General features: G+C 67.3%; 23 protein-coding genes and 1 pseudogene. 15 read left to right on the forward strand and 9 right to left on the reverse strand.

Going from position 1 to position 25,476, the window contains the following annotated elements; genetic code table 11:
- Positions 1-20 precede the first annotated feature (20 nt).
- Positions 21-893, reverse strand: a complete 873-nt coding sequence (locus ABD210_RS03950) for an LLM class F420-dependent oxidoreductase (RefSeq protein WP_344108793.1) — start codon at positions 891-893, stop codon at positions 21-23.
- Positions 894-1,049: 156 nt separating this feature from the next.
- Here ABD210_RS03950 and ABD210_RS03955 point away from each other — a divergent pair, with 156 nt between their 5' ends.
- Together ABD210_RS03955 and ABD210_RS03960 are read left to right on the forward strand one after the other, a co-directional pair.
- Positions 1,050-2,105: a tartrate dehydrogenase gene (locus ABD210_RS03955; RefSeq protein WP_344108796.1), complete on the forward strand. Its 1,056-nt coding sequence runs from the start codon at positions 1,050-1,052 to the stop codon at positions 2,103-2,105.
- Positions 2,102-2,989, forward strand: coding sequence for an alpha/beta fold hydrolase (locus ABD210_RS03960; RefSeq protein ID WP_344108798.1), 888 nt, complete (start codon positions 2,102-2,104; stop codon positions 2,987-2,989). The genes ABD210_RS03955 and ABD210_RS03960 overlap by 4 nt, the downstream gene beginning before the upstream one ends.
- Before the next feature lie 121 nt (positions 2,990-3,110).
- On the opposite strand, the gene ABD210_RS03965 is transcribed toward ABD210_RS03960, so the two are convergent.
- Positions 3,111-3,494: a Cif family virulence factor gene (locus tag ABD210_RS03965; protein ID WP_344108801.1), complete on the reverse strand. Its 384-nt coding sequence runs from the start codon at positions 3,492-3,494 to the stop codon at positions 3,111-3,113.
- Between the two features lie 384 nt (positions 3,495-3,878).
- On the opposite strand from ABD210_RS03965, the gene cobF reads away from it, so the two are divergent.
- The 9 genes from cobF (at position 3,879) to ABD210_RS04010 (ending at position 14,171) form a co-directional block, all read left to right on the forward strand.
- Positions 3,879-4,640, forward strand: a complete 762-nt coding sequence (gene cobF, locus ABD210_RS03970; protein WP_344108803.1) for a precorrin-6A synthase (deacetylating) — start codon at positions 3,879-3,881, stop codon at positions 4,638-4,640.
- 228 nt (positions 4,641-4,868) lie between these two features.
- A complete protein-coding gene (locus ABD210_RS03975; protein WP_344108805.1) occupies positions 4,869-5,777 on the forward strand; it encodes a chitinase in 909 nt (302 codons plus the stop codon).
- Between the two features lie 101 nt (positions 5,778-5,878).
- Positions 5,879-7,504: a carboxylesterase/lipase family protein gene (locus ABD210_RS03980; protein WP_344108808.1), complete on the forward strand. Its 1,626-nt coding sequence runs from the start codon at positions 5,879-5,881 to the stop codon at positions 7,502-7,504.
- A 433-nt stretch (positions 7,505-7,937) separates the two neighbouring features.
- A complete protein-coding gene (locus ABD210_RS03985) occupies positions 7,938-9,092 on the forward strand; it encodes a N(5)-(carboxyethyl)ornithine synthase (RefSeq protein ID WP_344108811.1) in 1,155 nt (384 codons plus the stop codon).
- Between the two features lie 80 nt (positions 9,093-9,172).
- A complete protein-coding gene (gene cobG, locus ABD210_RS03990) occupies positions 9,173-10,402 on the forward strand; it encodes a precorrin-3B synthase (protein WP_344108813.1) in 1,230 nt (409 codons plus the stop codon).
- Positions 10,399-11,034 (forward strand): precorrin-8X methylmutase, encoded by a 636-nt coding sequence (locus ABD210_RS03995; protein WP_344108815.1) that lies wholly within the window; start codon positions 10,399-10,401, stop codon positions 11,032-11,034. Before cobG ends, ABD210_RS03995 begins: the two co-directional genes overlap by 4 nt.
- Positions 11,031-12,530 (forward strand): precorrin-2 C(20)-methyltransferase, encoded by a 1,500-nt coding sequence (locus ABD210_RS04000; protein WP_344108817.1) that lies wholly within the window; start codon positions 11,031-11,033, stop codon positions 12,528-12,530. The genes ABD210_RS03995 and ABD210_RS04000 overlap by 4 nt, the downstream gene beginning before the upstream one ends.
- 90 nt (positions 12,531-12,620) lie before the next feature.
- On the forward strand, positions 12,621-13,295 hold the full coding sequence (locus tag ABD210_RS04005; RefSeq protein WP_344108819.1) for a hypothetical protein: 675 nt from the start codon (positions 12,621-12,623) through the stop codon (positions 13,293-13,295).
- Positions 13,296-13,439: 144 nt separating this feature from the next.
- On the forward strand, positions 13,440-14,171 hold the full coding sequence (locus ABD210_RS04010; protein ID WP_344108821.1) for a hypothetical protein: 732 nt from the start codon (positions 13,440-13,442) through the stop codon (positions 14,169-14,171).
- Between the two features lie 296 nt (positions 14,172-14,467).
- Here the strand turns inward: ABD210_RS04010 and ABD210_RS32385 are convergent.
- A pseudogene (locus ABD210_RS32385) lies at positions 14,468-14,617 on the reverse strand (helix-turn-helix domain-containing protein); the annotation flags it as partial.
- Positions 14,618-14,672: 55 nt separating this feature from the next.
- On the opposite strand from ABD210_RS32385, the gene ABD210_RS04015 reads away from it, so the two are divergent.
- A complete protein-coding gene (locus ABD210_RS04015; protein WP_344108824.1) occupies positions 14,673-15,734 on the forward strand; it encodes an FAD-dependent oxidoreductase in 1,062 nt (353 codons plus the stop codon).
- 39 nt (positions 15,735-15,773) lie between these two features.
- On the opposite strand, the gene ABD210_RS04020 is transcribed toward ABD210_RS04015, so the two are convergent.
- Entirely contained in the window at positions 15,774-16,253 is a 480-nt protein-coding gene (locus ABD210_RS04020; RefSeq protein WP_344108826.1) for a GyrI-like domain-containing protein, read from the reverse strand.
- Positions 16,254-16,430: 177 nt separating this feature from the next.
- Here ABD210_RS04020 and ABD210_RS04025 point away from each other — a divergent pair, with 177 nt between their 5' ends.
- A complete protein-coding gene (locus ABD210_RS04025) occupies positions 16,431-16,952 on the forward strand; it encodes a TetR/AcrR family transcriptional regulator (protein WP_344108828.1) in 522 nt (173 codons plus the stop codon).
- Positions 16,953-17,112: 160 nt separating this feature from the next.
- Positions 17,113-18,336 carry a glycoside hydrolase domain-containing protein gene (locus ABD210_RS04030; protein WP_344108830.1) on the forward strand — a complete coding sequence of 408 codons (1,224 nt, stop codon included), beginning with the start codon at positions 17,113-17,115 and terminating at the stop codon, positions 18,334-18,336.
- Positions 18,337-18,453: 117 nt separating this feature from the next.
- Here ABD210_RS04030 and ABD210_RS04035 read toward each other — a convergent pair whose 3' ends face one another.
- Positions 18,454-18,825 (reverse strand): cupin domain-containing protein, encoded by a 372-nt coding sequence (locus ABD210_RS04035; protein WP_344108833.1) that lies wholly within the window; start codon positions 18,823-18,825, stop codon positions 18,454-18,456.
- Positions 18,826-18,888: 63 nt separating this feature from the next.
- Between ABD210_RS04035 and ABD210_RS04040 the strand changes: the two genes are divergently transcribed.
- The gene (locus tag ABD210_RS04040; protein WP_344108835.1) at positions 18,889-19,353 is read left to right on the forward strand and encodes a MarR family winged helix-turn-helix transcriptional regulator; all 465 of its coding nucleotides are present in this window, start codon (positions 18,889-18,891) and stop codon (positions 19,351-19,353) included.
- Positions 19,354-19,582: 229 nt separating this feature from the next.
- Here ABD210_RS04040 and ABD210_RS04045 read toward each other — a convergent pair whose 3' ends face one another.
- The 4 genes from ABD210_RS04045 to ABD210_RS04060 form a co-directional block, all read right to left on the reverse strand.
- A complete protein-coding gene (locus tag ABD210_RS04045) occupies positions 19,583-22,435 on the reverse strand; it encodes a DEAD/DEAH box helicase (protein WP_344108836.1) in 2,853 nt (950 codons plus the stop codon).
- A gap of 171 nt (positions 22,436-22,606) precedes the next feature.
- Positions 22,607-23,392, reverse strand: a complete 786-nt coding sequence (locus ABD210_RS04050; RefSeq protein ID WP_344108838.1) for an ABC transporter permease — start codon at positions 23,390-23,392, stop codon at positions 22,607-22,609.
- On the reverse strand, positions 23,389-24,213 hold the full coding sequence (locus tag ABD210_RS04055; protein ID WP_344108840.1) for an ABC transporter permease: 825 nt from the start codon (positions 24,211-24,213) through the stop codon (positions 23,389-23,391). The genes ABD210_RS04050 and ABD210_RS04055 overlap by 4 nt, the downstream gene beginning before the upstream one ends.
- Positions 24,210-25,160 (reverse strand): ABC transporter ATP-binding protein, encoded by a 951-nt coding sequence (locus ABD210_RS04060; protein WP_344108842.1) that lies wholly within the window; start codon positions 25,158-25,160, stop codon positions 24,210-24,212. Before ABD210_RS04060 ends, ABD210_RS04055 begins: the two co-directional genes overlap by 4 nt.
- Positions 25,161-25,476 lie beyond the last annotated feature (316 nt).

The following is a 25,476-nucleotide window of genomic DNA, read 5'->3' on the forward strand; positions in this document are numbered from 1 at the left end:
GTCCGGTGTCCGGGTGCTGATCAGAACAGGGCCGCGACGGGCAGGACCTCGAGGCCGACGCGTTCCAGCGGTTCGATCCGGGGGGCCTGGGGCACGGCGCCGATGGCCATCTCGAACCCGAGGCCGTTCAGCCGGCCGAGCTCGTCGATCAGCTGACTCTGCTTCTCGCCCTTGTCGCCGATGTCGAGGGTGATGTAGACGGTCTTGGTGATCTCGTCGTAGTCGCGCCCCTCGGCCTCGCAGTGCTGCTTCAGCACGTCGAGCTTGTGTTCCAGGTCGGGCGTGTTGAACAGGTTGCAGGCCTGGGCGTACTTCGCGACCAGTCGCAGCGTCTTCTTCTCGCCACCGCCGCCGATCATGATCGGCGGATGCGGCCTGCTGAGCGCCTGGGGAACGTTCAGCAGTCGCTCGGCCTGGTAATACTTGCCGTTGAACGGGCCGTCATCGTCGGACCACATCTGCAGGCAGTACCGCAGTGTCTCCTCGAGTCGCTCGAACCGCTCGGCGACCGGCGGGAACGGGAAGCCGAGCCCACGGGACTCCTCCTCGTTCCAGCCCGCGCCGATGCCGAGCATCGAGCGTCCCTCGGACAGCACGTCCAGCGTGGTCATCGCCTTGGCGAGCAGGCCGGGATGGCGGTAGTGCACACCGGTGACGAGGGTGAACAACGTGGCGCGATGGGTGTGAGCGGCCAGGAAGCCCAGCGTGGTGTACGCCTCGAGCATGTCGTTCTCGGTCGGGCCGACGCCGGGGATCTGGAAGAAGTGGTCCATCACCGCGATCGAGCTGAACCCCAGTCTGTCGGCCGTACTGGCCACCTCGAAAAGCTCCACCCCCAGCGCCGGGGCACCGTTGGGCCAGGTGTAGTTCGGGATCTGGAGACCGATGTCCATCGAGCAAGTCCTTCCGGTGAATCCACCAGGATCGTCACCTTCCAGATAACACCCGGGCCCAAACCACTCCGACCGCCGGGTCGGCAGGCACGCGTCACGGTGTCACCGCGCGGGCGGGGTCGATCGGCGCCTGCCGGCGGCTGTGAGGATGGTGGCATGACCAGTCACCGGATCGCTCTCATTCCCGGCGACGGGATCGGCCAGGAGGTCGTGCCCGCCGCGCTCACCGTGCTCGAGGCCGTCGGCAATCGCCATGGCGTCAGCTTCACGTACGACGAGTTCGACTGGTCGTGCCGCCGGTATCTGGACGAGGGCGCGATGATGCCGGCCGACGGTCTGGACCAGATCCGCGGCCACGACGCGATCTTCCTCGGCGCGGTCGGCGCTCCCGGCGTACCGGATCACGTGTCGCTGTGGGGTCTGCTGATCCCGATCCGCCGGCAGTTCCGCCAGTACGTGAACCTGCGTCCGATCCGCGTGTTCGACGGCCTGGAAAGCCCGGTACGGCGCGCTGTGGCGGGCGAGGTTGATCTGGTCGTGGTGCGGGAGAACGTCGAGGGCGAGTACAGCGAGATCGGCGGGCGGATGAACCGGGGGTTCCCCGAGGAGCTTGCCGTGCAGGAAGCCGTCTTCACCCGGGCCGGCGTGACCCGGCTGGTCGACTACGGGTTCTCGTTGGCGGCGCGGCGCCGGGGGTACTTGACCTCGGCAACGAAGTCGAACGGGATCGTGCACACGCTGCCGTTCTGGGACGAACTGGTCGCGGAGCGGGCGGCGGAGCATCCGGAGGTTCGCTGGGACCAGGAACACATCGACGCTCTGTGCGCCAAGCTCGTGCTCGATCCTGGGCGGTTCGACGTGATCGTCGGATCGAACCTGTTCGGCGACATCCTCAGCGACCTGGCCGCGGCCGTTGCCGGGGGCATCGGTATCGCCCCGGCCGCGAACCTCAACCCGGAACGAGACTTCCCCTCGATGTTCGAGCCCGTGCACGGTTCGGCGCCGGACATCGCGGGCCGCGGCATCGCCAACCCGATCGGCGCGATCTGGACCGCCGCGATGATGCTCGACCACCTGGGTCATCGGGAGGCTGCTCTCGAGGTCGAGTCCGCCATCGCCGGCGTGCTCGCCCGGACCTCGGTCCGGACGTCGGATCTCGGCGGCACCGCCAGCACCACTGACTTCACGAAGACCTTGCTGGAGTTCTTGTGAGGCTGCCGTTCGAGTACCAGAAGATCGATGCCGACGGCATCAACATCAACTGCGCTGTGGGCGGTGAGGGTCCACCAGTCCTGCTCCTCCACGGGTATCCGCAAACCCATTTGATCTGGCATCACGTCGCTCCGGCACTGGCGGCGAACCACACGGTTGTCGCCGCGGATCTGCGCGGGTATGGCGACAGCGACAAACCACCCGCCGGCCCGGACCACGCGGGATACTCAAAGCGCGCCATGGCTCGGGACCAGGTGCTGGTCATGCGCGCCCTTGGATTCGATCGCTTCGCCGTGGTCGGGCACGATCGCGGCGCGCGGGTCGGGCATCGAATGGCGCTCGATCACCCGGACGCGGTCGAACGCCTCGCCGTGCTGGACATCGTCCCGACCCGCTACACCTACGAACACGTCGACGCGAACTTCGCCCAGGGCTACTTCCACTGGTTCTTCCTTGCTGCTGGCAACGGAATCCCGGAGCGGCTGATCGATGGTGATCCCGAGTTCTGGATCCGCGCACGGATGTCGTCCCGGCACCAGGGTGGCACCACCTTCGACCCGGCCGCGATGGACGAGTACGTCCGTTGCTTCTCCGATCCGGCGGCGATCAGCGCCTCCTGCGAGGACTACCGCGCCGCCGCAACCATCGATCTGGTCCACGACGAAGAGTCAGCCGGGCACCCGCTGGAGTGCCCCACACTCGCGCTGTGGGGCGAGTCGAGCTTCGTGGGTCGCACGTACGACGTACTGGCCGCCTGGCGCCCCTACGCCACCAACCTCCGCGGCGCCGCCATCCCCTCCGACCACTACCTCCCCGAAGAAGCCCCCGCCGCCACGACCGCCGCCCTCCTGTCCTTCCTAACTGAGCGTATCGGCGAGCAGTAGATCTCCGCGGAACTTATCCACAGCACTCGGTGACGTGGGCCGCGGCGAACCGCGGAACCGGGTCAGAGTTCGCGGGTCCGAACACCACTTCGGGAGCGCACCTGAAACATCCTGCTCCAGCTCAGGGGGCGATTTCCAGGGTGGTGATCCGGGCGGTGTCGTCGAGGGTGAAGCGGTAGATCAGATCTACCTCGCCGCCAGGGAAGTTGCCCGACAGGTGGTGAGTGAGGACGTAGTGGGTGTCGTCGAGCTTCTCGGCGTGGGTCAGTTCGGCGGTGTAGGTGTATTCGCTGGCGGCGGTGTCGCGCCAGTGGCGGATCTCGTCATGGCCGGTGTAGGTGTTTCCGTCGTCGAGGACCGTGGCGTCGTCGGCGAAGGCGGAGAGCAGGTCGGCGTGGTTGGGCTTGCGACCGGGTTCGGCCTCGCGAAGGTACGTGGTGATCGCGTGCGGCAGGTGCTTCACGGTTTCGGCGACGTTCGGGTCGGGTGGGGTGGGGATGGTCATCGGGCGCCTTCCAGGAGAGGGTCTGCATAAGCCTACGCACGCCCCGTACTGCGAACCCGGCGCCGCAGTGGTCCCGCCGGGCCCAGTCGCGGGTCCAGTCGCGGGTCCGGTCGCGGGTCCAGTCGCGGGCGGCACCTGATAGTCGTGCCGGCGACCGCTGCGCCTAGTACGACAGCCGTAGTCCGTGATCTGGTGGCGTGGCGGTCACGAAGTGGTGACCTTGAACACCAAACGGGGACCGCGGACACGAAATAACGTGTTCAAGGCCCCGTCTACCTGTCCCAGGTCCCCACTCCTGGTCAGGGCCACACCCCACCCAGCCCTCCGCGGCCCCCTGCCGAAAGACATCATCATGAACTACGGCTGTCGTACTAGGGTCGGGGGATGATGCAGCTCAAGGTGATCGGGGTCGGAGCCGGGGATCCCGATCATGTGACGATCCAGGCCGTGAAGGCGCTCAACCAGGTCGACGTGTTCTTCGTGCTCGACAAGGGTGAGGTCAAGCAGGAACTGGTCGACCTGCGCGGGGAGATCCTGCAGCGGTTCGCACCGAATCTCGAGTACCGCGTGGTGGTCGGGCAGGATCCGGAGCGCGATCGGGCCAGTGCCGCGTACGTCGAGTCGGTGGACGACTGGCGGCGGCGCCGGGCGGACGTGTGTGCGGACCTGATCGCCGCCGAGCTCGGCGAGGACCAGGTCGGCGCCTTCCTGGTCTGGGGTGACCCGTCCTTGTACGACAGCACTCTGGCAATCCTCGACGACATCCTGGACCGCGGTGAGCTGGCGTTCGAGATCGAGGTGATTCCCGGGATCAGCAGCGTGTCCGCGTTGGCGGCGCGGCACCGGGTCGGACTGAACCAGGTCGGCCGGCCGATCCAGATCACCACCGGGCGACGACTCGCGGAGAAGTGGCCCGACGACGTCGACGACGTGGTGGTGATGCTGGACGCGCAGACCGCGTTCACCGCGCACACGGACCAGGACGCAGAGATCTACTGGGGCGCCTATCTGGGCACTCCCGACGAACTGCTGGTCGCCGGGAAGTTGTCGGACGTCGCCGCCGAGATCACCGAACTCCGGGCCGAGGCGAGGAATCGCAAGGGTTGGATCATGGACACTTATCTGCTGCGCCGCAATCGGCGATAAGTCCCGCAATTCGGCCACAGGCGCTAAATCCAGCCGATTCTCCAGAATGCGCAAGACGTTACCAAAGGTTCTTTAGAAAGTAAAGGCACAACTCGAACGTAAGATTTTCAGCCGTGCTCTTCTCCTGGTCCCGCCGGTCGCCTTAATCTGGCCCGGAACCATTTGTCCACCGCCCCCATGACCGCGTCCCCGCCCCCGACGGACCCGGTCAGGACAGAGGAGTCACTCATGAAGATGCCCCGTCTCATCCGCGCGCTGCCGGTCCTGGTGGCACTAGGCGCGGCCATGTCGATGATGCTGATGGCGCCGGCCGACGCCAAGGAGTCCGCGCCGAGCTCGACGCTCGCGTGCGACTACCCGAGCTGGGTGTCCGGCAACTGGTATGCCGCCGGCAGCATTGTGAAGTACACCGATGGATTGTTCTACCTCGCCGAGCACGACAATCCCGGCTATGACCCGACCATCAGCACCTGGTACTGGGATCCGTACGCCTGCAGCGGCGGCAACCCGCAACCGACCGCATTCCCGGTCAGCGAATCCCAGTTCAACCAGATGTTCCCGAACCGGAATTCCTTCTACTCGTACTCCGGCCTGATCAACGCATTGAGCGCCTACCCCGGCTTCGCCAACACAGGCGACGACACCACCAAGAAGCGTGAGGCCGCGGCCTTCCTGGCGAACGTGAACCACGAGACCGGCGGGCTGGTCTACATCAAGGAGATCAACGAGGCGAACTACCCGCACTACTGCGACTGGGGTCAGCCCTACGGTTGCCCGGCCGGCCAGGCCGCGTACTACGGCCGCGGCCCGATCCAGCTGAGCTGGAACTTCAACTACAAGGCAGCGGGCGACGCGCTCGGCATCGACCTGCTGAACAACCCGTGGCAGGTGGAGCAGAACGCGGCCGTCGCATGGAAAACCGGGCTCTGGTACTGGAACACCCAGACCGGCCCGGGCACGATGACGCCGCACAACGCGATGATCAACGGCGCCGGCTTCGGCGAGACCATCCGCAGCATCAATGGATCGCTGGAGTGCAACGGCGGCAACCCGGGCCAGGTGCAGAGCCGGGTCGACGCCTACCAGCGGTTCACCCAGCTGCTCGGGGTCTCCCCCGGCAACAACCTCTACTGCTGATCCCCGGGCCAGAGATCAGGATGCACCACCGACCAAAGGTGTAGGTGGAGTGGCCGTCCGGCCGAAGCGTGACCGCCCGGTCTTCGCCGACGCTGCAGTGCATGACAACACTCCGAATCACCCGTAGCAAGGTGCGGCTGGCACTAGCACTAGCCCTAGCGCTGATGCCAGCCGCACTGTTCGCCAACAGAGCTACCGCCGCTCAACCGCAGAGCAGACCACCCGCAGAGCCGACCGTAGTACGGACTGATGTGGGGTTGCTGCGGGGTGAGGCAGCAGGAGGCGCGCGGGTCTTCAACGGGATCCCGTACGCCGCTCCGCCGGTGCGGGCGTTGCGCTGGAAGGCTCCGCAGGCTGTGAAGCCGTGGCATGGCGTGCGGGATGCGCTGAAGCTAGCGAACGCATGTGCTCAGCAGGACAACCCGGAGATCCCTGGTGGTTCGACAGCCGAGGACTGCCTCTACCTGAACGTGACTACTCCCGCGCAGCAGGCAGAGCGACCGCGTGCGGTGGTCGTGTGGATCCCCGGCGGCGGCTTCTTCTCCGGTGCGGGCAACAGCTACCAAGCGTCGAAGATGGCCACCCGCGGAGACGTTGTGGTGGTCACGGTGAACTACCGGCTGGGGATCTTCGGGTTCTTCGGCTACCCGGGCTTGGCCGGCTCTGGCACGTACGGCATCCAGGATCAGCAGGCGGCGCTGCGCTGGGTGCAGCGGAACGCCCGTGCCTTCGGCGGAGACCCGCGGAACGTCACGGTGGCTGGCGAATCGGCCGGCGGCATGAGTGTCTGCGCGCAACTGGCCTCACCGACTTCTGCCGGGCTGTTCGCCAAGGCCGTCATGCAGAGCGGCTCCTGCGCATTCAACTGGGCCGACAACAGCCAGTACCCGGGGCAGGCGGCTGACTCGCCGTGGGTAAAGGAGAGCACGGTCCAGAACACCGGCAAGGAGTGGGCAGCCGAGCACAAGGCCGACCTGAAGTGCAAGGCCGGCCAGTCGATGCGGGACTGCCTGCAGGACGCAGAACCGGCTGTACTGGTGGAGAGCACGCTGCAATTCACGCAGCCGGCGTACGGCGGTAGTGCGGTGTTGCCGCTGAGTCCGGCGAAGGCGATGAAGGGCGGCCTGTTCCACCGAGTGCCAGTGCTGTCCGGCAACAACCACGACGAGGCAACGCCGTGGGTGGCTGCGTTCAACGGCGGTGTGCTTGCTGATGCCGACTACCCACGTCTGTTGACGGACATGGTTGGCGCTGCGGCTGCTGCGAAGGTGCAGCGCGAGTACCCGCTCGCGCAGTACGGATCTACTGCGGCGGCCTGGGCAGCGGTCACGACGGATCGGATCTGGTCGTGTACGCAGGTCACCAACGACCAGCAGGCGGTCAGCAAGGTGCCGGTGTATGCGTACGAGTTCGCGGACAAGCACTCGCCGCTCTCCCAGCCTGGCCAGGGCGCTGCGCACGCCACAGAGTTGCCGTACCTCTTCAGCCTCGGCGGCTACGACTTTCCGATGAGCGCAACGCAGCAGCGGCTGTCGGAGCAGATGCTCGACTACTGGACAGCCTTCGCGCGCACCGGCAATCCGAACGGGCCCGGCCGACCGTACTGGGCACCGGCATCAACCGGCGATACCCGCGGGCTGTCACTCGCTCCCACCGACCAGGGCGGCATCAAGCGAGTCAACCTGACCGCAGAACATCACTGCGGCTTCTGGGCCGAACTGAGCTAGCCAACAACCTGCCGGCGTCTCGACCAGATCCTGACGAAAAAGGGGGCGAGGACGCTGAAGACGACCGATCCGAATACCTCACGCGGGCTGACCGGGTTGTCGTCCCGCTCGAGTTCCTTGTGGCCGCTAGCGCCCGGTGCCATCAGCAACGAGGGCACCTGGCCGACCATCCACGTCGGCGCGACCCACCACTGCGAGTGTGAGGACTTTGCCGTCGACTGTAGGCACCATGCTGCCGGTAAGCGCTTCCCAGCGACACGGTGGTCACAGTCGATGAACGGATCACCGCGAGGGGGGCGGGGAGGGTCTGCTCGGCAGGAATGTGAGGACTTTGCCGTCGAGTGTTGCCTCCTCCCGTTCGTGTCGTCGATCAGCTCGCGGGGGTCGGGCCGACCGCTTGTGTGTTAGACAGGACGCAACCTAAGGGGCCCTCGTGGACCAGCTCACCCTCGGCGTCATCGGCCGTTCCCGCAAAGAGAACGAGCATCGGCTGCCGATCCATCCGCACCACTTCGACCGGATCGACGAGGACCTGCGCCAGCGCATCTTCCTCGAATCCGGCTACGGCGACCAGTTCGGCGTCTCCGACCAGCAGTTGGCCAGGATCGTCGGAGGTGTCCTGGACCGAGAACAGCTGCTCGCCGGCACCGATGTCGTGCTGCTGCCCAAACCGCAGATAGAGGATCTCGAAGAGTTGCGCCGCGGCCAGGTGCTCTGGGGCTGGCCGCACTGCGTCCAGGACGAGAAGCTCACCCAACTGGCGATCGACCGGGACCTGACGCTGATCGCGTTCGAGGCGATGAACCACTGGACCAGCGACGGCCGGTTCAACCTGCACGTGTTCCACAAGAACAACGAGCTGGCCGGCTACTGCTCGGTCCTGCACGCGCTCGAGCTGATCGGTTCGACCGGTGATTACGGCCGACGGCTGCGGGCCGTGGTGATCGGCTTCGGCGCCACGGCTCGTGGAGCCGTCACGGCCCTGAACGCGCACGGCATCCACGATGTCGACGTACTCACGGCTCGGGGCGTTACCGCTGTCAGCTCGCCGATCCACTCGGCCCGGATGATCCAGTTCGACCACGAGGACCCGGACGACACCACCGATCCGCGCCGCAGCCACGCGTTGACCGAGGACGGCAGGGTTCCGCTCGCCGGGTTTCTGGCCGAACACGACGTGATTGTGAACTGCGTGCTCCAGGATCCGGACGCGCCGCTCACGTTCCTGATCGAGGAGGACCTGCCGCTGGTCGTGCCGGGCAGCCTCGTCGTCGACGTCTCCTGCGATCTGGGCATGGGCTTCAGCTGGGCCCGGCCGACGGGTTTCGCGGATCCCACCTTCGTCGTCGGGGACAACGTCACCTACTACGGCGTCGACCACAGCCCGTCGTACCTGTGGAACTCGGCGACCTGGGAGATCAGCGAGGCGCTCATGCCCTACCTCCGCCCGGTGCTCGACGGGCCTACGGCCTGGCATGCCGACGAGACGATCCGCCGCGCCATCGAGATCGAGGGCGGCACAATCCGCAACCCGGGCATCCTGTCCTTCCAACACCGCTCCCCCGACCACCCTCACCTCCACCTCTGAACCGCCTGCTGCCCGGGCGGATAGCTGGCGCGGCCAGTGATGCAGAACACACGGGGTGTGGGGGACGTAGCATCACGGCTGTGCCTAGCGCTGGAAGGACTCACCCCGACCGTTGTCCGGGCGTCCTTGCGGTGCATGAGGCGGCTGACGGCGGGCTGGCGCGCGTTCGGTTGCCCGGCGGAGTGCTCAGCGCTGAACAGCTAGAGGCCCTCGCGGCAGCTTCCGCCGAGCTGGGTGACGGCAGTCTCGAACTGACGTCGCGGGGGAACATCCAGATTCGCGCACTGTGCCCCGGGGCGCCGCGGGAACTGTCGGACCGCCTGTACGACGCTGGGCTCCTGCCGTCGATCACCCACGAGCGGGTGCGGAACATCCTCGCCTCGCCACTGTCCGGCCTCGACAAGCACAGCCTGTACGACGTACTGCCCGCCGCGGCTGAGCTGGATCGTTTGCTCTGCGCGCGGCAGGAACTGGCAGAACTGCCCGGGCGATTCCTGTTCGCGCTCGACGACGGCCGCGGCGACTTGGCCGGTGTCGGAGCAGACGTCGCAATCCGGGTGCTGCCGGCACCGAACCGGGCGACCGCACCGAGCACCGCGGGCGAGGCGCTGCTTGTGCTCGGCGGGGGCTCCAGCGGAGTGCGCGTCGCCTTGGCCGACGTGGCTGGAGTAATGACGGCTGCTGCGGAGGCGTTCCTCGAGGAGCGTGCCGCCCAGGGGTCGGAGGCTTGGCGTATCGCGGAGCTGGAGGACGGCCCGGCGAGGATCCTCGCCCGCCTTGCGGAGTCCGAGGCGGCCGACGACGATGCGGGGACTTCTGTGCGGGTGGTGGCGGGTTGCCACCAGCAGCGTGACGGGCGGATGGCGCTGGTGGCGACGGTGCCGTTGGGGAGTTTGGGGCAAGCGCAGGCGGCTGCCTTGGTGGAAGTTGCCGGGGCTGGGCTCGGGGAGCTCCGCGTGACGCCGTGGCGGTCCGTAGTACTGGGTGGGTTGGCTGACACCGACGATGCTGTCGAACGGTTGGAAGCCGTTGGGTTGGTGGTTGAGCCGGACTCACCGTGGAACGGGGTGACGGCTTGCGCCGGGCGGCCCGGGTGCGCGAAGGCATTGGCGGACGTGCGGGCGGATGCGCGCCGGGTCACGCCGGGGCTACCAGCCGGGCGGGCTGTGCACTGGTCCGGGTGCGAGCGGCGGTGTGGACGACCAGCGGGTGAGTTCATCGATGTTGTTGCCGTGCGCAATGGCTACTCGGTTGACGGCGCCTTCCAGGAAGATGCTGTGGCGGCTGCGAGAAGGATGAGGGTGCAGTGAGCAACAAGTTCGAGTACGTGACCGATGGGGCCGAGATCTACCGGCGGTCGTTCGCGACGATTCGTGCGGAGGCAGCGCTCGACAGATTTCCCGCAGACGTGGCACAGGTCGCAGTACGGATGATTCATGCTTGCGGGATGACCGATCTGGTGACGGATCTCGGCTGGTCTCCTGGGGTCGTGAAGTCGGCGCGGGAGGCGTTGCGCAATGGTGCGCCGATCCTGTGCGATGCGGCGATGGTCGCTGCTGGGGTGACCCGGCGCAGGCTGCCGGCCGAGAACGAGGTTGTCTGCACGCTGAGCGATCCCTCTGTTCCGGGTCTGGCGCAAGAGCTCGGCACAACCAGGAGTGCGGCCGCGCTGGACCTGTGGGCTGATCGCCTCGCGGGCTCGGTTGTTGCTATCGGCAACGCGCCGACGGCGTTGTTCCGGTTGCTCGAGCTGATCGGGGCAGGCGCGCCGCGGCCGGCCGCGGTACTGGGGATTCCGGTCGGGTTCATCGGTGCGGCCGAGTCGAAGGAAGCACTGGCAGCCAACGATCTCGGCCTGGAGTACCTCGTGGTCCGCGGCCGGCGCGGCGGTAGCGCGATCACAGCGGCCGCCCTCAACGCGATCGCGAGCGAGGACGAATGACCGGACGGCTGTGGGGCGTCGGGCTCGGCCCGGGCGACCCCGAACTGATGACCGTGAAGGCCGCCCGGCTGATCGGCTCGGCTGATGTGATCGCGTTCCACAGCGCGCGGCACGGGCAGAGCATCGCGCGCTCGGTGGCCGCGCCGTACCTGCGGGCCGGTCAGCTCGAGGAACACCTGATGTACCCGTTGACCACCGAGACCACGGATCACCCGGGTGGTTACCAGGGTGCGATGGACGACTTCTACGCCGAATGTGCCGCACGGCTGGCCACACACCTCGACGCCGGGCGCGACGTCGTCGTACTGGCTGAAGGCGATCCGTTGTTCTACGGGTCGTACATGCACATGCACAAGAGACTGGCTGATCGGTATGCGTGCGAGGTGGTTCCCGGTGTGACGTCGGTGAGCGCCGCGGCTGCCGTGCTGGGACGTCCGCTCTGTGAGCGAGACGAGGTCCTCACCGTGCTGCCGGGCACGCTTCCGCCGGACGTGCTGGCTGAGCGGCTGCGGACCACGGACGCGGCGGCAGTGATGAAGCTGGGGCGGACTTTCTCAAACGTCCGTGAGGCATTCGAGCTTGCTGGGCGACTGGACGAGGCCTGGTACGTCGAGCGCGCGACGACCTCGGATCAGCGGACCGCTCCGCTGGCGGAGGTGGATCCTGACTCGGTCCCGTACTTCTCGCTCGCCTTGCTGCCCAGCCCCATCAACAACACCGCGGCTGACGATGAGTTCCGGCTTGCTACCGAAGGTTCGGTGACGGTTGTCGGGCTCGGGCCTGCTGGTCCGGAGTGGATGACGCCGCAGGCGCGGGCCGCGATCGCCGCGGCGGACGACCTGGTCGGCTACGGCCCGTACCTGGACCGGCTCCCCGATCGGGCCCGGCAGCGCAAGCACGGCTCGGACAACCGGGTCGAGTCGGAACGCGCCGCCTTCGCTCTGGACCTGGCCCGCAAGGGTTCGCGCGTCGTCGTGGTCTCGTCTGGCGATCCCGGGGTGTTCGCGATGGCGAGCGCCGTCACCGAGGTCGCCAGCGAACCGGCATACGCCGATATCGAGGTCGCAGTGCTGCCCGGGCTGACCGCGGCACAGGCGGTTGCGAGCAGGGTGGGTGCGCCGCTGGGGCACGACTACTGCGTGCTCTCGTTGTCTGATCGGCTGAAGCCGTGGGAGGTGATCGCCGCCCGGCTGACTGCTGCGGCCCAGGCGGATCTGGCGATCGCGATCTACAACCCGGCTTCGAAGAGCCGCACCTGGCAGGTCGGGGCGACCCGCGAACTGCTGCTGGAACACCGCGCAGCGACAACCCCGGTGGTGATCGGCCGCGCTGTGGGTGGTCCGGCGGAGTCGATCACGGTGACCACGCTCGCCGACCTGGACCCTGAGCAGGTAGACATGCGCTGCCTGCTGCTGATCGGTTCGTCCCAGACCCAGGTGGTCGACCGCGAGGCCGGCCGACTGGTCTTTACGCCTCGGCGGTATCCGTCCGCCTGAAAGACGCGTTAATTCTGCTGAGAGAGCGCATGAGCCGCCGCCTGCACGGGTAGGCCCCCGCCACGGGCAGACCTGTGAGGAGAAGCAGACGTGGTTCAGCACTACGGCGACACCGATACCCTGACCGAGCCTCCGACGGATTCGGCCACCCAGCGTTACGAAGCAGCGCGGGCCGCCGCCCATCGGGCCATGACCAGCGTCACCGTCATACCGGACCGACCGCCTGTTCAGCCACCCGCTGACCCGGAGCTGCCGGTCTACCGCGGCTTCAAGTTCGGGGCGGCGTTCTTCGGCTGGCTGATCACGGTCTCCATGACCGTGCTGCTCACGGCTGTCATCGCAGGGGTCGGAGTCGGCGCGGCCTACATCCTCGAGTACACCCGAGCTGATGCAGAGCGTCGGCCCGGCACCGCGGCTATCACGGCCGCCGCGATCCTGGTGCTGATGTTGTGCCTGGCCATCTACACCGGCGGTTACGTCGCCGGTCGCCTCGCCCGGTTCGACGGTCTCCGACAGGGCTTCGGCGTCTGGATGATGGCACTGCTGGTCACCGTGCTCGCGGCCGGTGCCGGCGCCGCGTTGAACACGCAGTACGACCTGGTCGGCCGGGTGAATCGCCCGAACGTGTCGCTGAGCAACGACGCGTTGACCACCGGCGGCATGATCACCGCGGCAGCCCTCCTGATCCTGCCCCTGCTCGCTGCTCTCCTCGGCGGCAGGACGGGCCAGCGCTACCACGACAAGATCGACAGCATGCTCGATTGAGCAGAACTCACGGGCCTCTTCCACCTCACGAGTCACACCGGTTCGCACAGTTCCCGCTTGGCCGATCACCGGCTGCGCATAAGGCTGTGAGGGCGGGGTACGTGATTGGTAGAGACGGGGCTGTCAGGTGAGGAGAGAGTGACCATGGTTCAGCACTATCGAGACGACACGCAGCACAGCCCGGCGATGAAGTTCCAGGACGACCGGGTCGCCGCGCAACAGGAGGCGGCCGCTCGGACTGCTGAGGGGCCGGCTGTCCAACCGACCACGGAGACCGGGCCGGACGAGACCGCACTGCAGGAAGGCGATCGGCGTCCGCTGCACCGCGCGAACGTCAAGACGTCCGCGGCGACCGAGGTGGACCCGGCGTACCGCGGCTTCAAGTCCGGTGCCGCGTTCTTCGGCTGGCTGATCGCGGTCGGGCTGACCGTGCTGCTGACCGGGATCGTCAGCGCCATCGCGGCAGCCGTCGATTACGCGATCACGATCGACCGGAGCGCGGCGGAGGCGAACGCCGAAACGATCGGCGCCGTGTCCGGTGGCGTGCTGGTCGTGATGCTGGCGATCGCCTATTACAGCGGCGGCTACGTCGCCGGTCGGCTGGCCCGGTTCGACGGCGCGCGGCAGGGCCTCGGCGTCTGGGGGATCGGACTGGTCGTCACGCTCATCGTGGCGGGCATCGTCGCGCTGGCGGGCTCGCAGTACGACGTACTCAGCCGGGTGGATCTGCCGAGCATTCCGGTCGCGCAGGAGACGCTCACGACCGGCAGCATGATCACGGGCGCCCTAGTGCTGGTGGTGACGCTGCTCGCGGCGGTCATCGGCGGCAAGGCCGGCCAGCGGTACCACCGCCGGATCGACAACAGCTGGAGCTGACCCCGAACAAGCACCCGGAAGTCGGATGGACGTGATCCGGCTTCCGGGGGTTCGTTGTCGCCAGGGCTGCCAACCGCAACGCTGACGACCATGAATGCAGCCCGTACTGCGCTGGTCGTCGGGGGGGACGAGTGGGATCGGCGCGGCCACCACGATCCGGCTGGCAGCCGATGGAGCCGCCGTGACCGTGGCAGGGCTGAACGTCGAAGGATCTCCTCGGCGTGCGGCAGCAACGCCCGCCCTTCCGGAGTCAGCGCGGCCGGGTGCGCAGTACGGTCGAAAAGTTGGACGCCGACGGCTTTCTCGAGCTCGGCGACGTGTTCGCTGATCCGTGACGGGGAGCGGAACGAGGCCTTGGCCGCGGCCGAGAAGCCGCCGTGGCGTGCGACGGCGACGAAGCTGACGATCCAGTCCAGGCGATAGCCGTACGCGGCAGTCAGGTCCATCACAGCCTCAGGCAAGCCGGGAAGATCCGGACCCGCCGCCGGTGTTGGACGCAGTGTGGAGACGACTCGGGTGGTGGTGATCGGCGCCGGCCAGGCCGGACTGTCGGCGGCATATCACCTGGTCAGGATGGGGTTCAGCCCGTACGACGGGATCGTGGTGCTGGATCGCAACGACGCTCCGGGCGGTGCGTGGCAGCACCGCTGGGACTCCCTCACCATGCGCGACGTGCACGGGATCGCCAACCTGCCCGGAGTTCCGGTGCCGCCGAGTTCCGACGACCAGCGGGCCAATGTCTTCGTGCCGCGGTATTTCGCCGACTACGAGAAGCGGTTCGACCTCCCGATCGTCAGACCGGTGATCGTCCGGAGCGTGCGCGCGGCCGACGGCGGATTCGAGGTGGTCACGGACCACGAGACCTATGCCGCCGAGGCGATCGTCAATGCCACCGGCACCTGGAACCGCCCGTTCCTGCCGTGGTATCCGGGCATCGAGACGTTCCGTGGCAGACAACTCCACACAGCCGACTACAACGGCGCCGAGGAGTTCGCCGGCCAGCGCGTGCTCGTGGTCGGTGGCGGCGCATCAGCCGTCCAGCTCCTCGCCGAGATCTCGGAGTACGCCGGTACTACCTGGGTGACGCGGCGGCCGCCAGAGTGGCGTGACACTGACGTGGAGTTCGGCCCGGAGATCGGGCGGCAGATCATCGCCAAGGTCGAGGAGCGGGTGCGCGCCGGCCTGCCGCCTCGGAGTGTCGTCGCCGTGACGGGTCTCCAACTGCGCGAACAAGAGCAGGCCGCGCTCCGCAAGGGTGTCTACCAGCGGCAGCCGATGTTCTCGCGCATCACTGCGGACGGCGTCGAATGGGCTGATGGGCGGAGCGAGCACGTGGACGCGATCCTCTGGGCCACCGGTTTCCGCGCCGACCTCGGGCACCTCGCGCCGCTGCAGCTGCGCGAACCGTCAGGCGGCATCCGCATGGACGGCACCCACACCGCGCTCGATCCCCGCGTTCACCTGATCGGCTATGGCCCCTCGGCGAGCACGATCGGTGGCAACCGCGCCGGCTTCCAGGCCGCGCGCGAGCTGAAGAGCCTCCTCCAACCTGTCGCTGCCTAAGAGCCAACCTGTCGCTGCCTAGGACACCTTGCAGCCAGGTCAGTCTCGCAGGCGAATGAGTAGTTCGGTCTCCCAGTCGTTCATGTCCGGCACCTCGTGCGGATCGGACTTGTAGATCTCCAGGCGGCACCGCCATTTGTTGCCGTCGACGTCGAACTCCAACTCCTGCTGCTTCGCCCAGGCCAGCAGTTCCCGGGTGGCGTCGATGAGCTGGGCGGGATGACCGCGATGCGTCATGCTCACGTACTTCCCGGCCGGAAGGACGCCGGAGACGATCGGATCTTCACCGGCGTGCCTGTCGTCGGTCGGATAGCCGATCTCCAGCACGAGCCCGGCCTCCAGGTCGATCTCGTCGTACTTGAAGAACGGCGCGTCGACAGGCAGCACGTTGCGCGCTGCCATCCAGCTCGCCACCTCGTCCAACCGGTGCGCGAAGGCGCCGATCTCGTCCATCGCCACGTTGCTCCGCAGCGCGACGTACGGCTGCTCCTCGCGCGTCACGATCGTCGGTTCCGCCATCGGTTCCTCCTCCATCCGGGTGAACCTCATCCTGCCGGAAGTCGCCGCAGCACCGGACCTCGCCTCCTCCTGAGCACGTCGTCGACCGGTGCGGCCTCCATCGCCGCCGGATCACCCGTTACCCGGTTCGATATAGTGAGTGGCGACTCAGCTTTCTGGTCGCACGAGGAGCAACGGGTGCCAGGCGAACTGCGGGCAGATGCACAGCGGAACCGTGTGGCGATCCTGGCCGCAGCAACCGAGGCGTTCGCCGCGCACGGTCCGAAGGCGACCACCGAACAGGTCGCGGCCAAGGCAGGCGTCGCAGTCGGGACGGTGTTCCGCCACTTCCCGACGAAGGACGATCTGCTGGCCGCGATCATGAAGCAGTCACTGCAGCGGCTCGTCGAGCTGGCGGCGGAGGCCGACCTGTTCGAGTTCATCACGGCCGTGGTGGACGAGGCCGCGTCGACGCGGATGGTGGTGGAGGCCCTTTCACAGCAGGGAATCGACATCGCCGACGCATTGCGCGGGCTGCAGAACGCGACCGCCGTACTGCTCGACCGCGCACAGCACAACGGCACGGTTCGCGTCGACGTCCGGATCGACGAGGTGATGGCGCTGCTCACCGCGACTGCCCAGGGCGCGCAGCAATCCGCGTGGTCCCCGGACCTGCGGCTTCGGACTCTGAGGATCGTTTTCGCCGGCCTGGCACGCTGATCTATGCAAGGGACCTGAAAAAGCGTGTACTGCTGGTGTGATCCGGGGTCGTCACCGCTGCCGACCGGGATCGGCACCAGGGGGCAGGAGCATGTTTCGCATCAAACTAGTTGCGCTGTTGGCGATCGGGGCGCTCGCTTTGGGGTCGGGGACGGCGGCCATGGCCGAACCTGCGACGGTGATCAACTATCCGGGCGGGTCCACCGCGAACCGGTATGTCGGGCTGGCGTTCGACACCTGTACTGCGCCGACCGTCGCGCAGCTGACAGCGTGGAAGTCCTCGCCGTACAAGGCGATCGGGACCTACATCGGCGGCGTCAACCGGGGCTGTGCGCAACCACAGCTGACGGCGAGCTGGGTCAGCACCGTCACGCGGATGGGCTGGCGGTTGATCCCGATCTACATGGGCCTGCAAGCACCCTGCTCGACCCGGCCGAACGCGCAGAAGATCTCGCCGAGCGCGCCTGGCACACAGGGAACCAGCCAAGCGACCGACGCCTTCAACAAGGCCAGGGCACTCGGCCTGCTGGCCGGCAGCGCGATCTACGGCGACATGGAGCACTACGACGCGAACAACACGAGCTGCCGCGACACCGTGCTCAGATATCTGTCCGCGTGGACGAAAGAGTTGCATCGGCGTGGGTTCCTGTCGGGTGTGTACGCGCATCAGGACTCCGGCGCGAAGCACCTGGCGGCGGTCTTCAACTCCACTGTCTATGCCCGGCCGGACGCGCTGTGGATCGCCCGGTGGGATCTGAGCTCCTCGCTGATCAACTGGCCGACGGTGTCCAACAACTTCTGGACAGCAGGGCAACGGGCGAAGCAGTACCGCGGTGACCACACAGAGACCTACGGCGGCGTCACCATGGCGATCGACAACGACCGGTTCGACGCACCTGTCGGCGCTGTCGGATTCGCGTACCAGGTGACGACCACTGCCAGCGCCCGCACGGGGCCGACCACGGCGTACCCGGTGGTGGCGACCTACTCGACCGGGACCACTCTGCAGGTGTCCTGCCAGACCTATGGGACGAAGGTCGGGACCACCACGGTCTGGAACAAGCTGATCAACGGGTTGTACGTCACGGACTACTACATCAACACGCCGTCCAACACGACTTACAGTGCACCGATCCCTGGTTGCAGCCTGCCGTTCCAGACGACCACAGCTGGTCTGAGTAGGCGGGCCGGCCCGGGTACGTCGTACAAGGTGCTCGGGGCGATGCAGAACGGCGCGCTGGCGTGGATCACCTGTCAGACCGGCGGCACCAAGGTCGGCACCACCTCGGTATGGAACCGGCTCACCGACGGCACCTACGTCACCGACTTCTACGTAGCCACCGCCAGCAACACCACCTACACGGCCCCCCTCCGCCGCTGCTGACGCCGCTCCCGCTGAGGGCTTGCCCCCCCCCGCTGAGGGCTTGCGTCCGCCGCCGAGGGCTTGCGTCCGAAGAGCTGGAGGGCCTGCCCGCTAGTTCTTCGGACGCAACAGTTGGGGTTACTGAGCCCAAGGCGGCTGGAGGTGGGTGCCGTCAGCAAGGATGCCGGTGAAGCCGGCGGTGATGGCGACATAGAGTTCGGCCGTGGTCTCGCCGAGGTTGGAGAGCTGGATCGGCTCACCGGCGAGTACTACGACAGCGTCGCCCGGGCCGAGCTTGTCGCCGTCCGGCGTCACCTGCACCGAGCCCGCCAGCACCATGAACACCTCATCGCGATCAATGGTGTGCGGCTCGTCGCCGCGGAGGCCGGCATCGACTGCTAACCGCCAGGTGCAGAGGCCGGCGGAGCCCCGGCTCGGCGAGGCGAGTCCGGTGAACTCGACGCCCGGCAACTGGAACCGCGGCGCCTCGGCCGCTCGGATGATCCGCATGTGGTCCCCCTCGGAATTTAGACAAGCTGACTTGTTCAACTTGACTTGTCTATCATGGGACACGTGAAAGCTCAGAGCAAGCCTGATTTCGGGATCGTGCTGCTGCTCGCGGACCAGGAGTTCGTCCGGGACCTGCGGAGGGCGATGGCTGAGCAGGGCTTCGACGACCAAGGCCGCTCGGACGGCTTCGTACTGCGGACGCTGGGCGCGGCGCCGACCACGATCACCGGGTTGGCTGAGCGGCTGGAGATCAGCAAACAGGGTGCGGGGCAGATCGTCGACGACATGGAACGACGGGGATACGTCGAGCGCAAGGCCGATCCCACGGACGGCCGAGCGCGGTTGCTCCACCTTTCAGCGCGCGGCGAGGCGGCCCTGGCGGCGGCCCGGAAATTCCACCAGGCCTACGAGCGCAAGCTCCGCAGGATCCACGGCGACGCGGCGATCGACGCAGTACGGACTGTCCTGACCGCAATGGCCGGCGAAGGACAGACCACCGACCCGCACTTCCGCGCGTTGATGTTCTGAGCCCTTGCGTCCGCTCTCACCCCTTGCGTCCGAACAGCCGTGGGGCAGGACCCCCGGTGATTCGGACGCAACGGCTCAGGGTTCGTCGACGACGGAGGCGCTGCGTCCGAACAGCCGTGGGGCAGGACCCCCAGCTATTCGGACGCAACGGCTCAGAGTTCGTCGACGACGGAGGCGCTGCGTCCGAACAGCCGTGGGGCAGGACCCTCGGTGATTCGGACGCAACGGCTTAGGGTTCGTCGACGACGGAGGCGTAGGAGATGACGCCGCGGCGGATCTGGTCGGTGACCTGGCGGGCGGTCTGGCGCAGCGGGGTGGCGCCCGCGGCGTCGGCCACCTGCTCGGTCAGGTCGATGAGCTGCTTGACCCAGCGGACGAAGTCGCCCGCGGCCAGGTCCGACTCGTAGAGCACCTCGGCCAGGGACGCGCCCGACGACCACCGGTACGCCGCCCAGCAGAACCCGAGATCCATCGGGCGGAGGAAATCGACCCGCATGTCGCGCTCCAGCGCGGACAGTTCCCGCCAGATCCCGCCCATCTGCTCCAGCGCGTGCCGCACCTCGCCACGAGGCAGCCGCGGCGACGTCGGCTCGTCCTTCGAGCGTGACTCGAACACCAGCGCCGCGAGGCAGGCCGCCAACTGCGGCACGTCCAGATCGTCGAAGACGCCCTGGCGCAGGCACTCCGCGGCCACCAGGTCGAGCTCGGTGTAGATCCGCGCCAGCCTGTCCCCGGCCTCAGTGGTCTTGTCGCCGTCGAGGTAGTGCAGGGCATCCAGCACCTGGCAGACCCGGTCGAACTGGCGGGCGATGGTGTTCGTGCGCTGCTCGATCTTGCGCTGCACCTCGCGCGTCTCCCGCTCGAGGCGGAAGTACCGCTCGGCCCAGCGCGCGTGGTCCTCGCGGTCGGAACACCCGTGACACGGATGCGCCCGGAGTTGCGCCCGCAGCTCCTGCAGCTCGGGATCGTCCGCGTGCGTCACGATGTCGCCGTTCCGGCTGCGCGACGAAGGCGGGCCGTCCTCGCCGAGCATGTCGGTGCGGCCCCGCAGTACATGGGCCAGCTCTCGCCGCTGCTGCGGGTTCCGGGCGTTGAACTTCTTCGGCACGCGCAGGGTGCCGATCGCCTCGACCGGAGTCGGGAAGTCGATCATCGACAGCTTGCGCACCTGCCGGTCCAGGGTCAGCACGGTCGGCCGCGGCCCCTCACGCTCGGACCGCACGCCCGGATCCAGCACCAGCGCCCAACCCGCGCTGCGACCCGCGGGGATCCGGATGATGTCGCCGATCCGGAGCTTCTCGAGGGACTCCTGCGCCTCGATCCGCCGATCCAGCTTGCGTCGCTTCGACCCCGACGACTCGCGTTCACCGATGCGCCGGCGCAGGTCGGCGTACTCGAGGAAGTCGCCGAGGTGACAGTCGATCGACTCCTTGTACCCCTCGAGTGCCTCCGTGTTGCGCTGCACCTGCCGCGCGAGCCCGACCACCGCCTGGTCGGACTGGAACTGCGCGAACGACAGCTCCAGCATGTCGCGCGCCCTGCTGCGCCCCACCTGGCGGACCAGGTTCACGGCCATGTTGTACGACGGGGAGAACGACGAGCGCAGCGGATACGTCCGGGTCGAGGCGAGACCGGCCACCGCGCGCGGGTCGAACCCCGGCTGCCACAGCACGACCGCGTGCCCCTCGACGTCGATCCCCCGCCGGCCGGCCCGGCCGGTCAGCTGGGTGTACTCCCCCGGCGTGATGTCGACGTGCGCCTCGCCGTTCCACTTGCTGAGCTTCTCCAGCACCACGGTCCGGGCCGGCATGTTGATGCCCAGGGCAAGCGTCTCGGTGGCGAACACGACCTTGATCAGGCCGCGCGCGAACAACTCCTCGACGACCTCCTTGAAGGCCGCGAGCATGCCTGCGTGGTGCGCGGCGATCCCGCGGCTGAGCGCCTCGGCGAAATCGTGGTACCCGAGGACGCCGAGGTCCTCGTCCGGCAGGTCGGCGGTCCGCTCGGCGAGCACCCGCTTGATCTCGTCCCGCTCCCTGGGCTTCGTCAGCCGCAGGCCGGACCGCAGGCACTGCAGCATGGCGTCCTCGCAGCCCTTGCGCGAGAAGATGAAGTAGATCGCCGGCAGCAGCGCGCCCGCGTCCAGCTCCTCCACCACATCGGACCGGTACGGCGTGAAGTTGCGGCTCGTCCGGGCGCTGGGCATGTCCCGGCGGCGGCGAGGCTTGCGCGAGTCGTCCCGGAACATCCGGTTGTCGTCGCGCGCGATCCGGACCAGCTGCGGGTTCACCAGGTCCTTGATGTCCGTGCCCTTCGCCGCCGGATCAGCGACCTTCGCCGGGTTGCCGGACCGGCTCCTGTTCTGCGGGCCGTACTGCGAGGGCTCGCCCACGCGCGCGGTCGGGGCCTCGCCCGCGAACAGATCGTGCAGTCGCTTCCCGACCATGACGTGCTGGAACAGCGGCACCGGCCGCTTCTCCTCCAGCACGACCACCGTGTTGCCCCGGACGGTCTCCAGCCAGTCGCCGAACTCCTCGGCGTTGCTGACCGTCGCGGACAGCGACACCACCGCAACCGAGTCCGGCAGGTGGATGATCACCTCTTCCCACACCGCGCCCCGGGACCGGTCGGCGAGGTAGTGCACCTCGTCCATCACCACGTACGACAACCCGAGCAGCGTGTGCGACCCGGCGTACAGCATGTTGCGCAGTACCTCGGTCGTCATCACCACGATCGGTGCTTCGGAGTTGATCGAGTTGTCCCCGGTGAGCAGGCCGACGTTCTCGCTGCCGTAGCGGTGGACCAGGTCGCTGTACTTCTGGTTGCTGAGCGCCTTGATCGGGGTCGTGTAGAAACACTTCTGGCCCCGCTGGAGGGCCAGATGCACCGCGAACTCCCCGACGAGCGTCTTGCCGGAGCCCGTCGGAGCGGCGACCAGGACCTGGTGACCGTCCTCCAGCGCGGCGCAAGCTCGCAGCTGGAACTCGTCGAGCTCGAAGTCGTGGAGAGCCCGGAACTCCTTGACCGCAGGATGCTCCTGGTCCGAGCGGAAAACGGCATACTTCTCGGACGGAGTGCTCATATACCCCAGGCTATGCGACGCCACCCCCAGAACCACGGGGACCCGGCTGGTACGCCGCTGTCCCACTTATAGGGGGTCGCCGCCCTTCTGTCTCGATCCAGTTACAGACGGTGATCTCGCCCTCGGCTGCCAGGACCGCGGGTGGTGCCTGCCGCTTTGCCATGATCGTGTTCAGGAGGTTGCTCCGGTGTAGCGGCGAAGACCGAGACGCCAGCACCCGATGGCGAGCAGACTGGCGAACACGGCCCCGGCGACAGTTGCCGCCAGTACAGGTAGGCGCGGTCCGTTGAGAAGTGTCGTGGTCGGGATGGTGGCGATCAGCGCCAGTGGGAACCCGTAGGTCAGCACCATCCGCAGGGGGCGACTGTAGATGTCGGTCGGGTAGCGGGCGAGCTGCCAGGCGGAACCGTAGAAGACGTCGAGCTGCAGGCGCGGCGCCCAGAAGGCCAGGCATGCGAGCAGTACGCCCATAGACCAGGTGACTGCCAGTCCGGCCGCGAGCGTCACGATCCAGGCCAGGATCGCGCCGGCACCCGGTAGTTGCCCGTGGCTACTGATTCCGAGTGCCAGGACGGCAAGTCCGAGCACGAACTGGACGAGCGCCAGGGGTGTCGACGTTGCCAGGCTGGCGAGATACAGGGTCGGCGCCGGCTGGAGCAGGTACGTGTCGAGCTTCCCTTGGCGGATGCCGTTCTCCGGGAACCAGGAGGGGTTGGGATCGATGAAGGTGCTCTTCAGGCTGGTCAGCAACTGAAAGGTGCCGATCAGTGCATAGGTCTCCGCTTCGGACCAGCCGGCCAGCGAGTCGGTCCGGCTGAACACGATCAACACGGTCGTGAGTGTGGCGCCGAGCCCGACGATCGAGAGGCCGATGTCGAAGAGCAGGTTGATCCGGAACGTCAGCGTACGTTGGACGGACATGGTGAAGCCGGCGCCGAACAGTCTGAGTAGTTTCATGCTCCCACCACCGTGTAGCGGCGGATTCCAGCACGCCACAGCAGGACGGCGGCTGTGGTGAGCAGCGCGATCCACGCACTCTGGTAGGCGAGTCCGGTGAGCAGCGGGGCCAGGCCGTGCACGCGCCCCGCGGCGACGTCGGCCGACAGGCCCAGCATGCCGTAGAACGGCAGGACCTGACCGATTCCTCGCCAGGGCTCCGGGAGGAACGCCAGGGGTGCGACGGTGCCGCCGAGCAAGTAGTTCAGGGAGCTGCCGAATCCCACGATCGAATGCACCCGCTCGGTCCAGAACGCGGTGAGGGACAGGAGGAAGGTCCAGAGGAAGGTCAGTGCGGCGCCCAGTACGAAGATCGGGAGAGCTGCCAGGACAGCGGCCCAGCGCAGGGATATTCCGAAGGTGAACCCGGTCAGCAGGACGACCGGCACTCCCATCACCGTGAGCCAGAGACGGATGGCGATATTGGTGCCGATCGTGTTGACCACAACGGGCTGCGGCCGCAGCAGGTCGTGGCTGATCGTTCCGTCGTAGATCTTCTCGGAGAAGGTGAACTGCTCGAACGACTCCGTCATCACGGTGACGAGGAGCAGCGCCACGTAGTACGTCACGACGTACGGGTCCGCTGGATACACAGCAGACCAGACGAACAGGCCGATGAGTGGCCCGAGCAGGGCTTGGACGACGAGGGTTAGAAGGAACCACCAGGTGCCGGACCATTCGAGCACCTCCAGGTGGATCCGCAGCGCGGTCAAGCGCAGCAGACGTGCTGGACGGAGGGCGGGCCGATGGTATCCGGCAGACGCCCGCGATGTCGCGGTCATCCAACGCCCTCCCGGTACGCCCTGTCGATGACCACTTCGAGTGGGGGCTCCTCGACAGCCAGATCCGCGACGTCCAGGTCGGTGAGCAGTTGAGCGGTAGTTCGGGCAACGTCCTCCCGTGGCACCCGCAGGACCCAGGTTCCGTTGGATGCCTCGATGAGTTCGCCTGCCGCACGGAGTCGTGCCTCGTCGGCATGAGGCGCGGTCAGACGGACGAGCTTGTACGGCGAGAGCCTCGCCGCCAACTCGTCAAGCCTCCCGTCATACTGCACGTTTCCCTTGTCGATCAGCACGAGCCGCGGGCAGAGCGAGGCGACATCCGCCATGTAGTGACTGGTCAGGAGCACGGTCGCGCCGGTCTGCTCGGCGTACTCGGCAACGAAACGGCGAATTGAAGTCGCGCCGCTGACGTCCAGACCGAGAGTGGGCTCGTCGAGGAACATCACCTCCGGCCGGTACAGCAGCGCGAGCGCCAGGCCGGCGCGCATCTTCTCGCCCAGGCTCAGCGCCCTCAGCTGGCGGTGCAACAGGTCATCGAGCTCGAGCAGGTCCGTGAGTTCTTCTAGGTTCCGTCGATACTCAGCCGCAGGAACCTCGTACAGCAACCGCTGGTACTGCAGGGAGTCGAGCACGGTCAGCTCCTGCGATCCACCCACCGGCTGGCTGCCGCGAATGAAGGCGATCCGTCGGAGGAAGTCCGCTCGGCGCTGCCACGGGGAGTAGTCCAGCACCTGAACATGCCCCGAGGTGGCATGCAGCAGCCCGGAGAGGATCTTCATCGTCGTCGTCTTGCCGGCCCCGTTGGGACCGATGAAGCCCACGACCTCCCCGCGGCGAAGGGCGAACGAGACGTCCCGGATGGCTGCCACGTCCCGGAACCGTCGGTGGAACACCGAGCCCAGAGTCGCCTTCCACCCGGACTCCCGGATCGGAGCTCGGTAGGTCATGCACAGGTCTTCCACCAGAACGGCTGCCACAAGAAAGCTCTCCCACCAGGGTCGGGTCGTCGGAGTCGAGTCACGTCGAACCGCCACGCTAGATGCTTCTGCGGACAGCATCGGTCCGCAGAAGAAAGACAACTGACCTCACGTCAGAAGGGAGTGGCGAGCCAGTTCCTGGGCGTAGACATGCGTGCGCCAGAGGAACATGCTTGGGCCAGCGCGGTCCGATCTTGCGCACAGCGGCCAAGCAGGGTTGCCACAGTTCCGTGTCCGTGCTGGGGGCGGTTTCCGTGGGCACAATCAGTAGTCAGCCGGAAAGCAG

It is taken from the genome of Kribbella alba, assembly GCF_039529635.1.
In the GTDB taxonomy this organism is placed as follows: Bacteria; Actinomycetota; Actinomycetes; order Propionibacteriales; family Kribbellaceae; genus Kribbella; species Kribbella alba.

Excerpts from the sequence above, each read along its gene's own strand:
- ABD210_RS03950 (WP_344108793.1), bottom strand. The coding sequence starts at position 893 with ATGGACATCGGTCTCCAGATCCCGAACTACACCTGGCCCAACGGTGCC.
- ABD210_RS03955 (WP_344108796.1), top strand. The coding sequence starts at position 1,050 with ATGACCAGTCACCGGATCGCTCTCATTCCCGGCGACGGGATCGGCCAG.
- ABD210_RS03965 (WP_344108801.1), bottom strand. The coding sequence starts at position 3,494 with ATGACCATCCCCACCCCACCCGACCCGAACGTCGCCGAAACCGTGAAG.
- cobF (WP_344108803.1), top strand. The coding sequence starts at position 3,879 with ATGATGCAGCTCAAGGTGATCGGGGTCGGAGCCGGGGATCCCGATCAT.
- ABD210_RS03975 (WP_344108805.1), top strand. The coding sequence starts at position 4,869 with ATGAAGATGCCCCGTCTCATCCGCGCGCTGCCGGTCCTGGTGGCACTA.
- ABD210_RS03980 (WP_344108808.1), top strand. The coding sequence starts at position 5,879 with ATGACAACACTCCGAATCACCCGTAGCAAGGTGCGGCTGGCACTAGCA.
- ABD210_RS04000 (WP_344108817.1), top strand. The coding sequence starts at position 11,031 with ATGACCGGACGGCTGTGGGGCGTCGGGCTCGGCCCGGGCGACCCCGAA.
- ABD210_RS04010 (WP_344108821.1), top strand. The coding sequence starts at position 13,440 with ATGGTTCAGCACTATCGAGACGACACGCAGCACAGCCCGGCGATGAAG.
- ABD210_RS04020 (WP_344108826.1), bottom strand. The coding sequence starts at position 16,253 with ATGGCGGAACCGACGATCGTGACGCGCGAGGAGCAGCCGTACGTCGCG.
- ABD210_RS04030 (WP_344108830.1), top strand. The coding sequence starts at position 17,113 with ATGGCCGAACCTGCGACGGTGATCAACTATCCGGGCGGGTCCACCGCG.
- ABD210_RS04035 (WP_344108833.1), bottom strand. The coding sequence starts at position 18,825 with ATGCGGATCATCCGAGCGGCCGAGGCGCCGCGGTTCCAGTTGCCGGGC.
- ABD210_RS04045 (WP_344108836.1), bottom strand. The coding sequence starts at position 22,435 with ATGAGCACTCCGTCCGAGAAGTATGCCGTTTTCCGCTCGGACCAGGAG.
- ABD210_RS04050 (WP_344108838.1), bottom strand. The coding sequence starts at position 23,392 with ATGAAACTACTCAGACTGTTCGGCGCCGGCTTCACCATGTCCGTCCAA.
- ABD210_RS04055 (WP_344108840.1), bottom strand. The coding sequence starts at position 24,213 with ATGACCGCGACATCGCGGGCGTCTGCCGGATACCATCGGCCCGCCCTC.
- ABD210_RS04060 (WP_344108842.1), bottom strand. The coding sequence starts at position 25,160 with ATGACCTACCGAGCTCCGATCCGGGAGTCCGGGTGGAAGGCGACTCTG.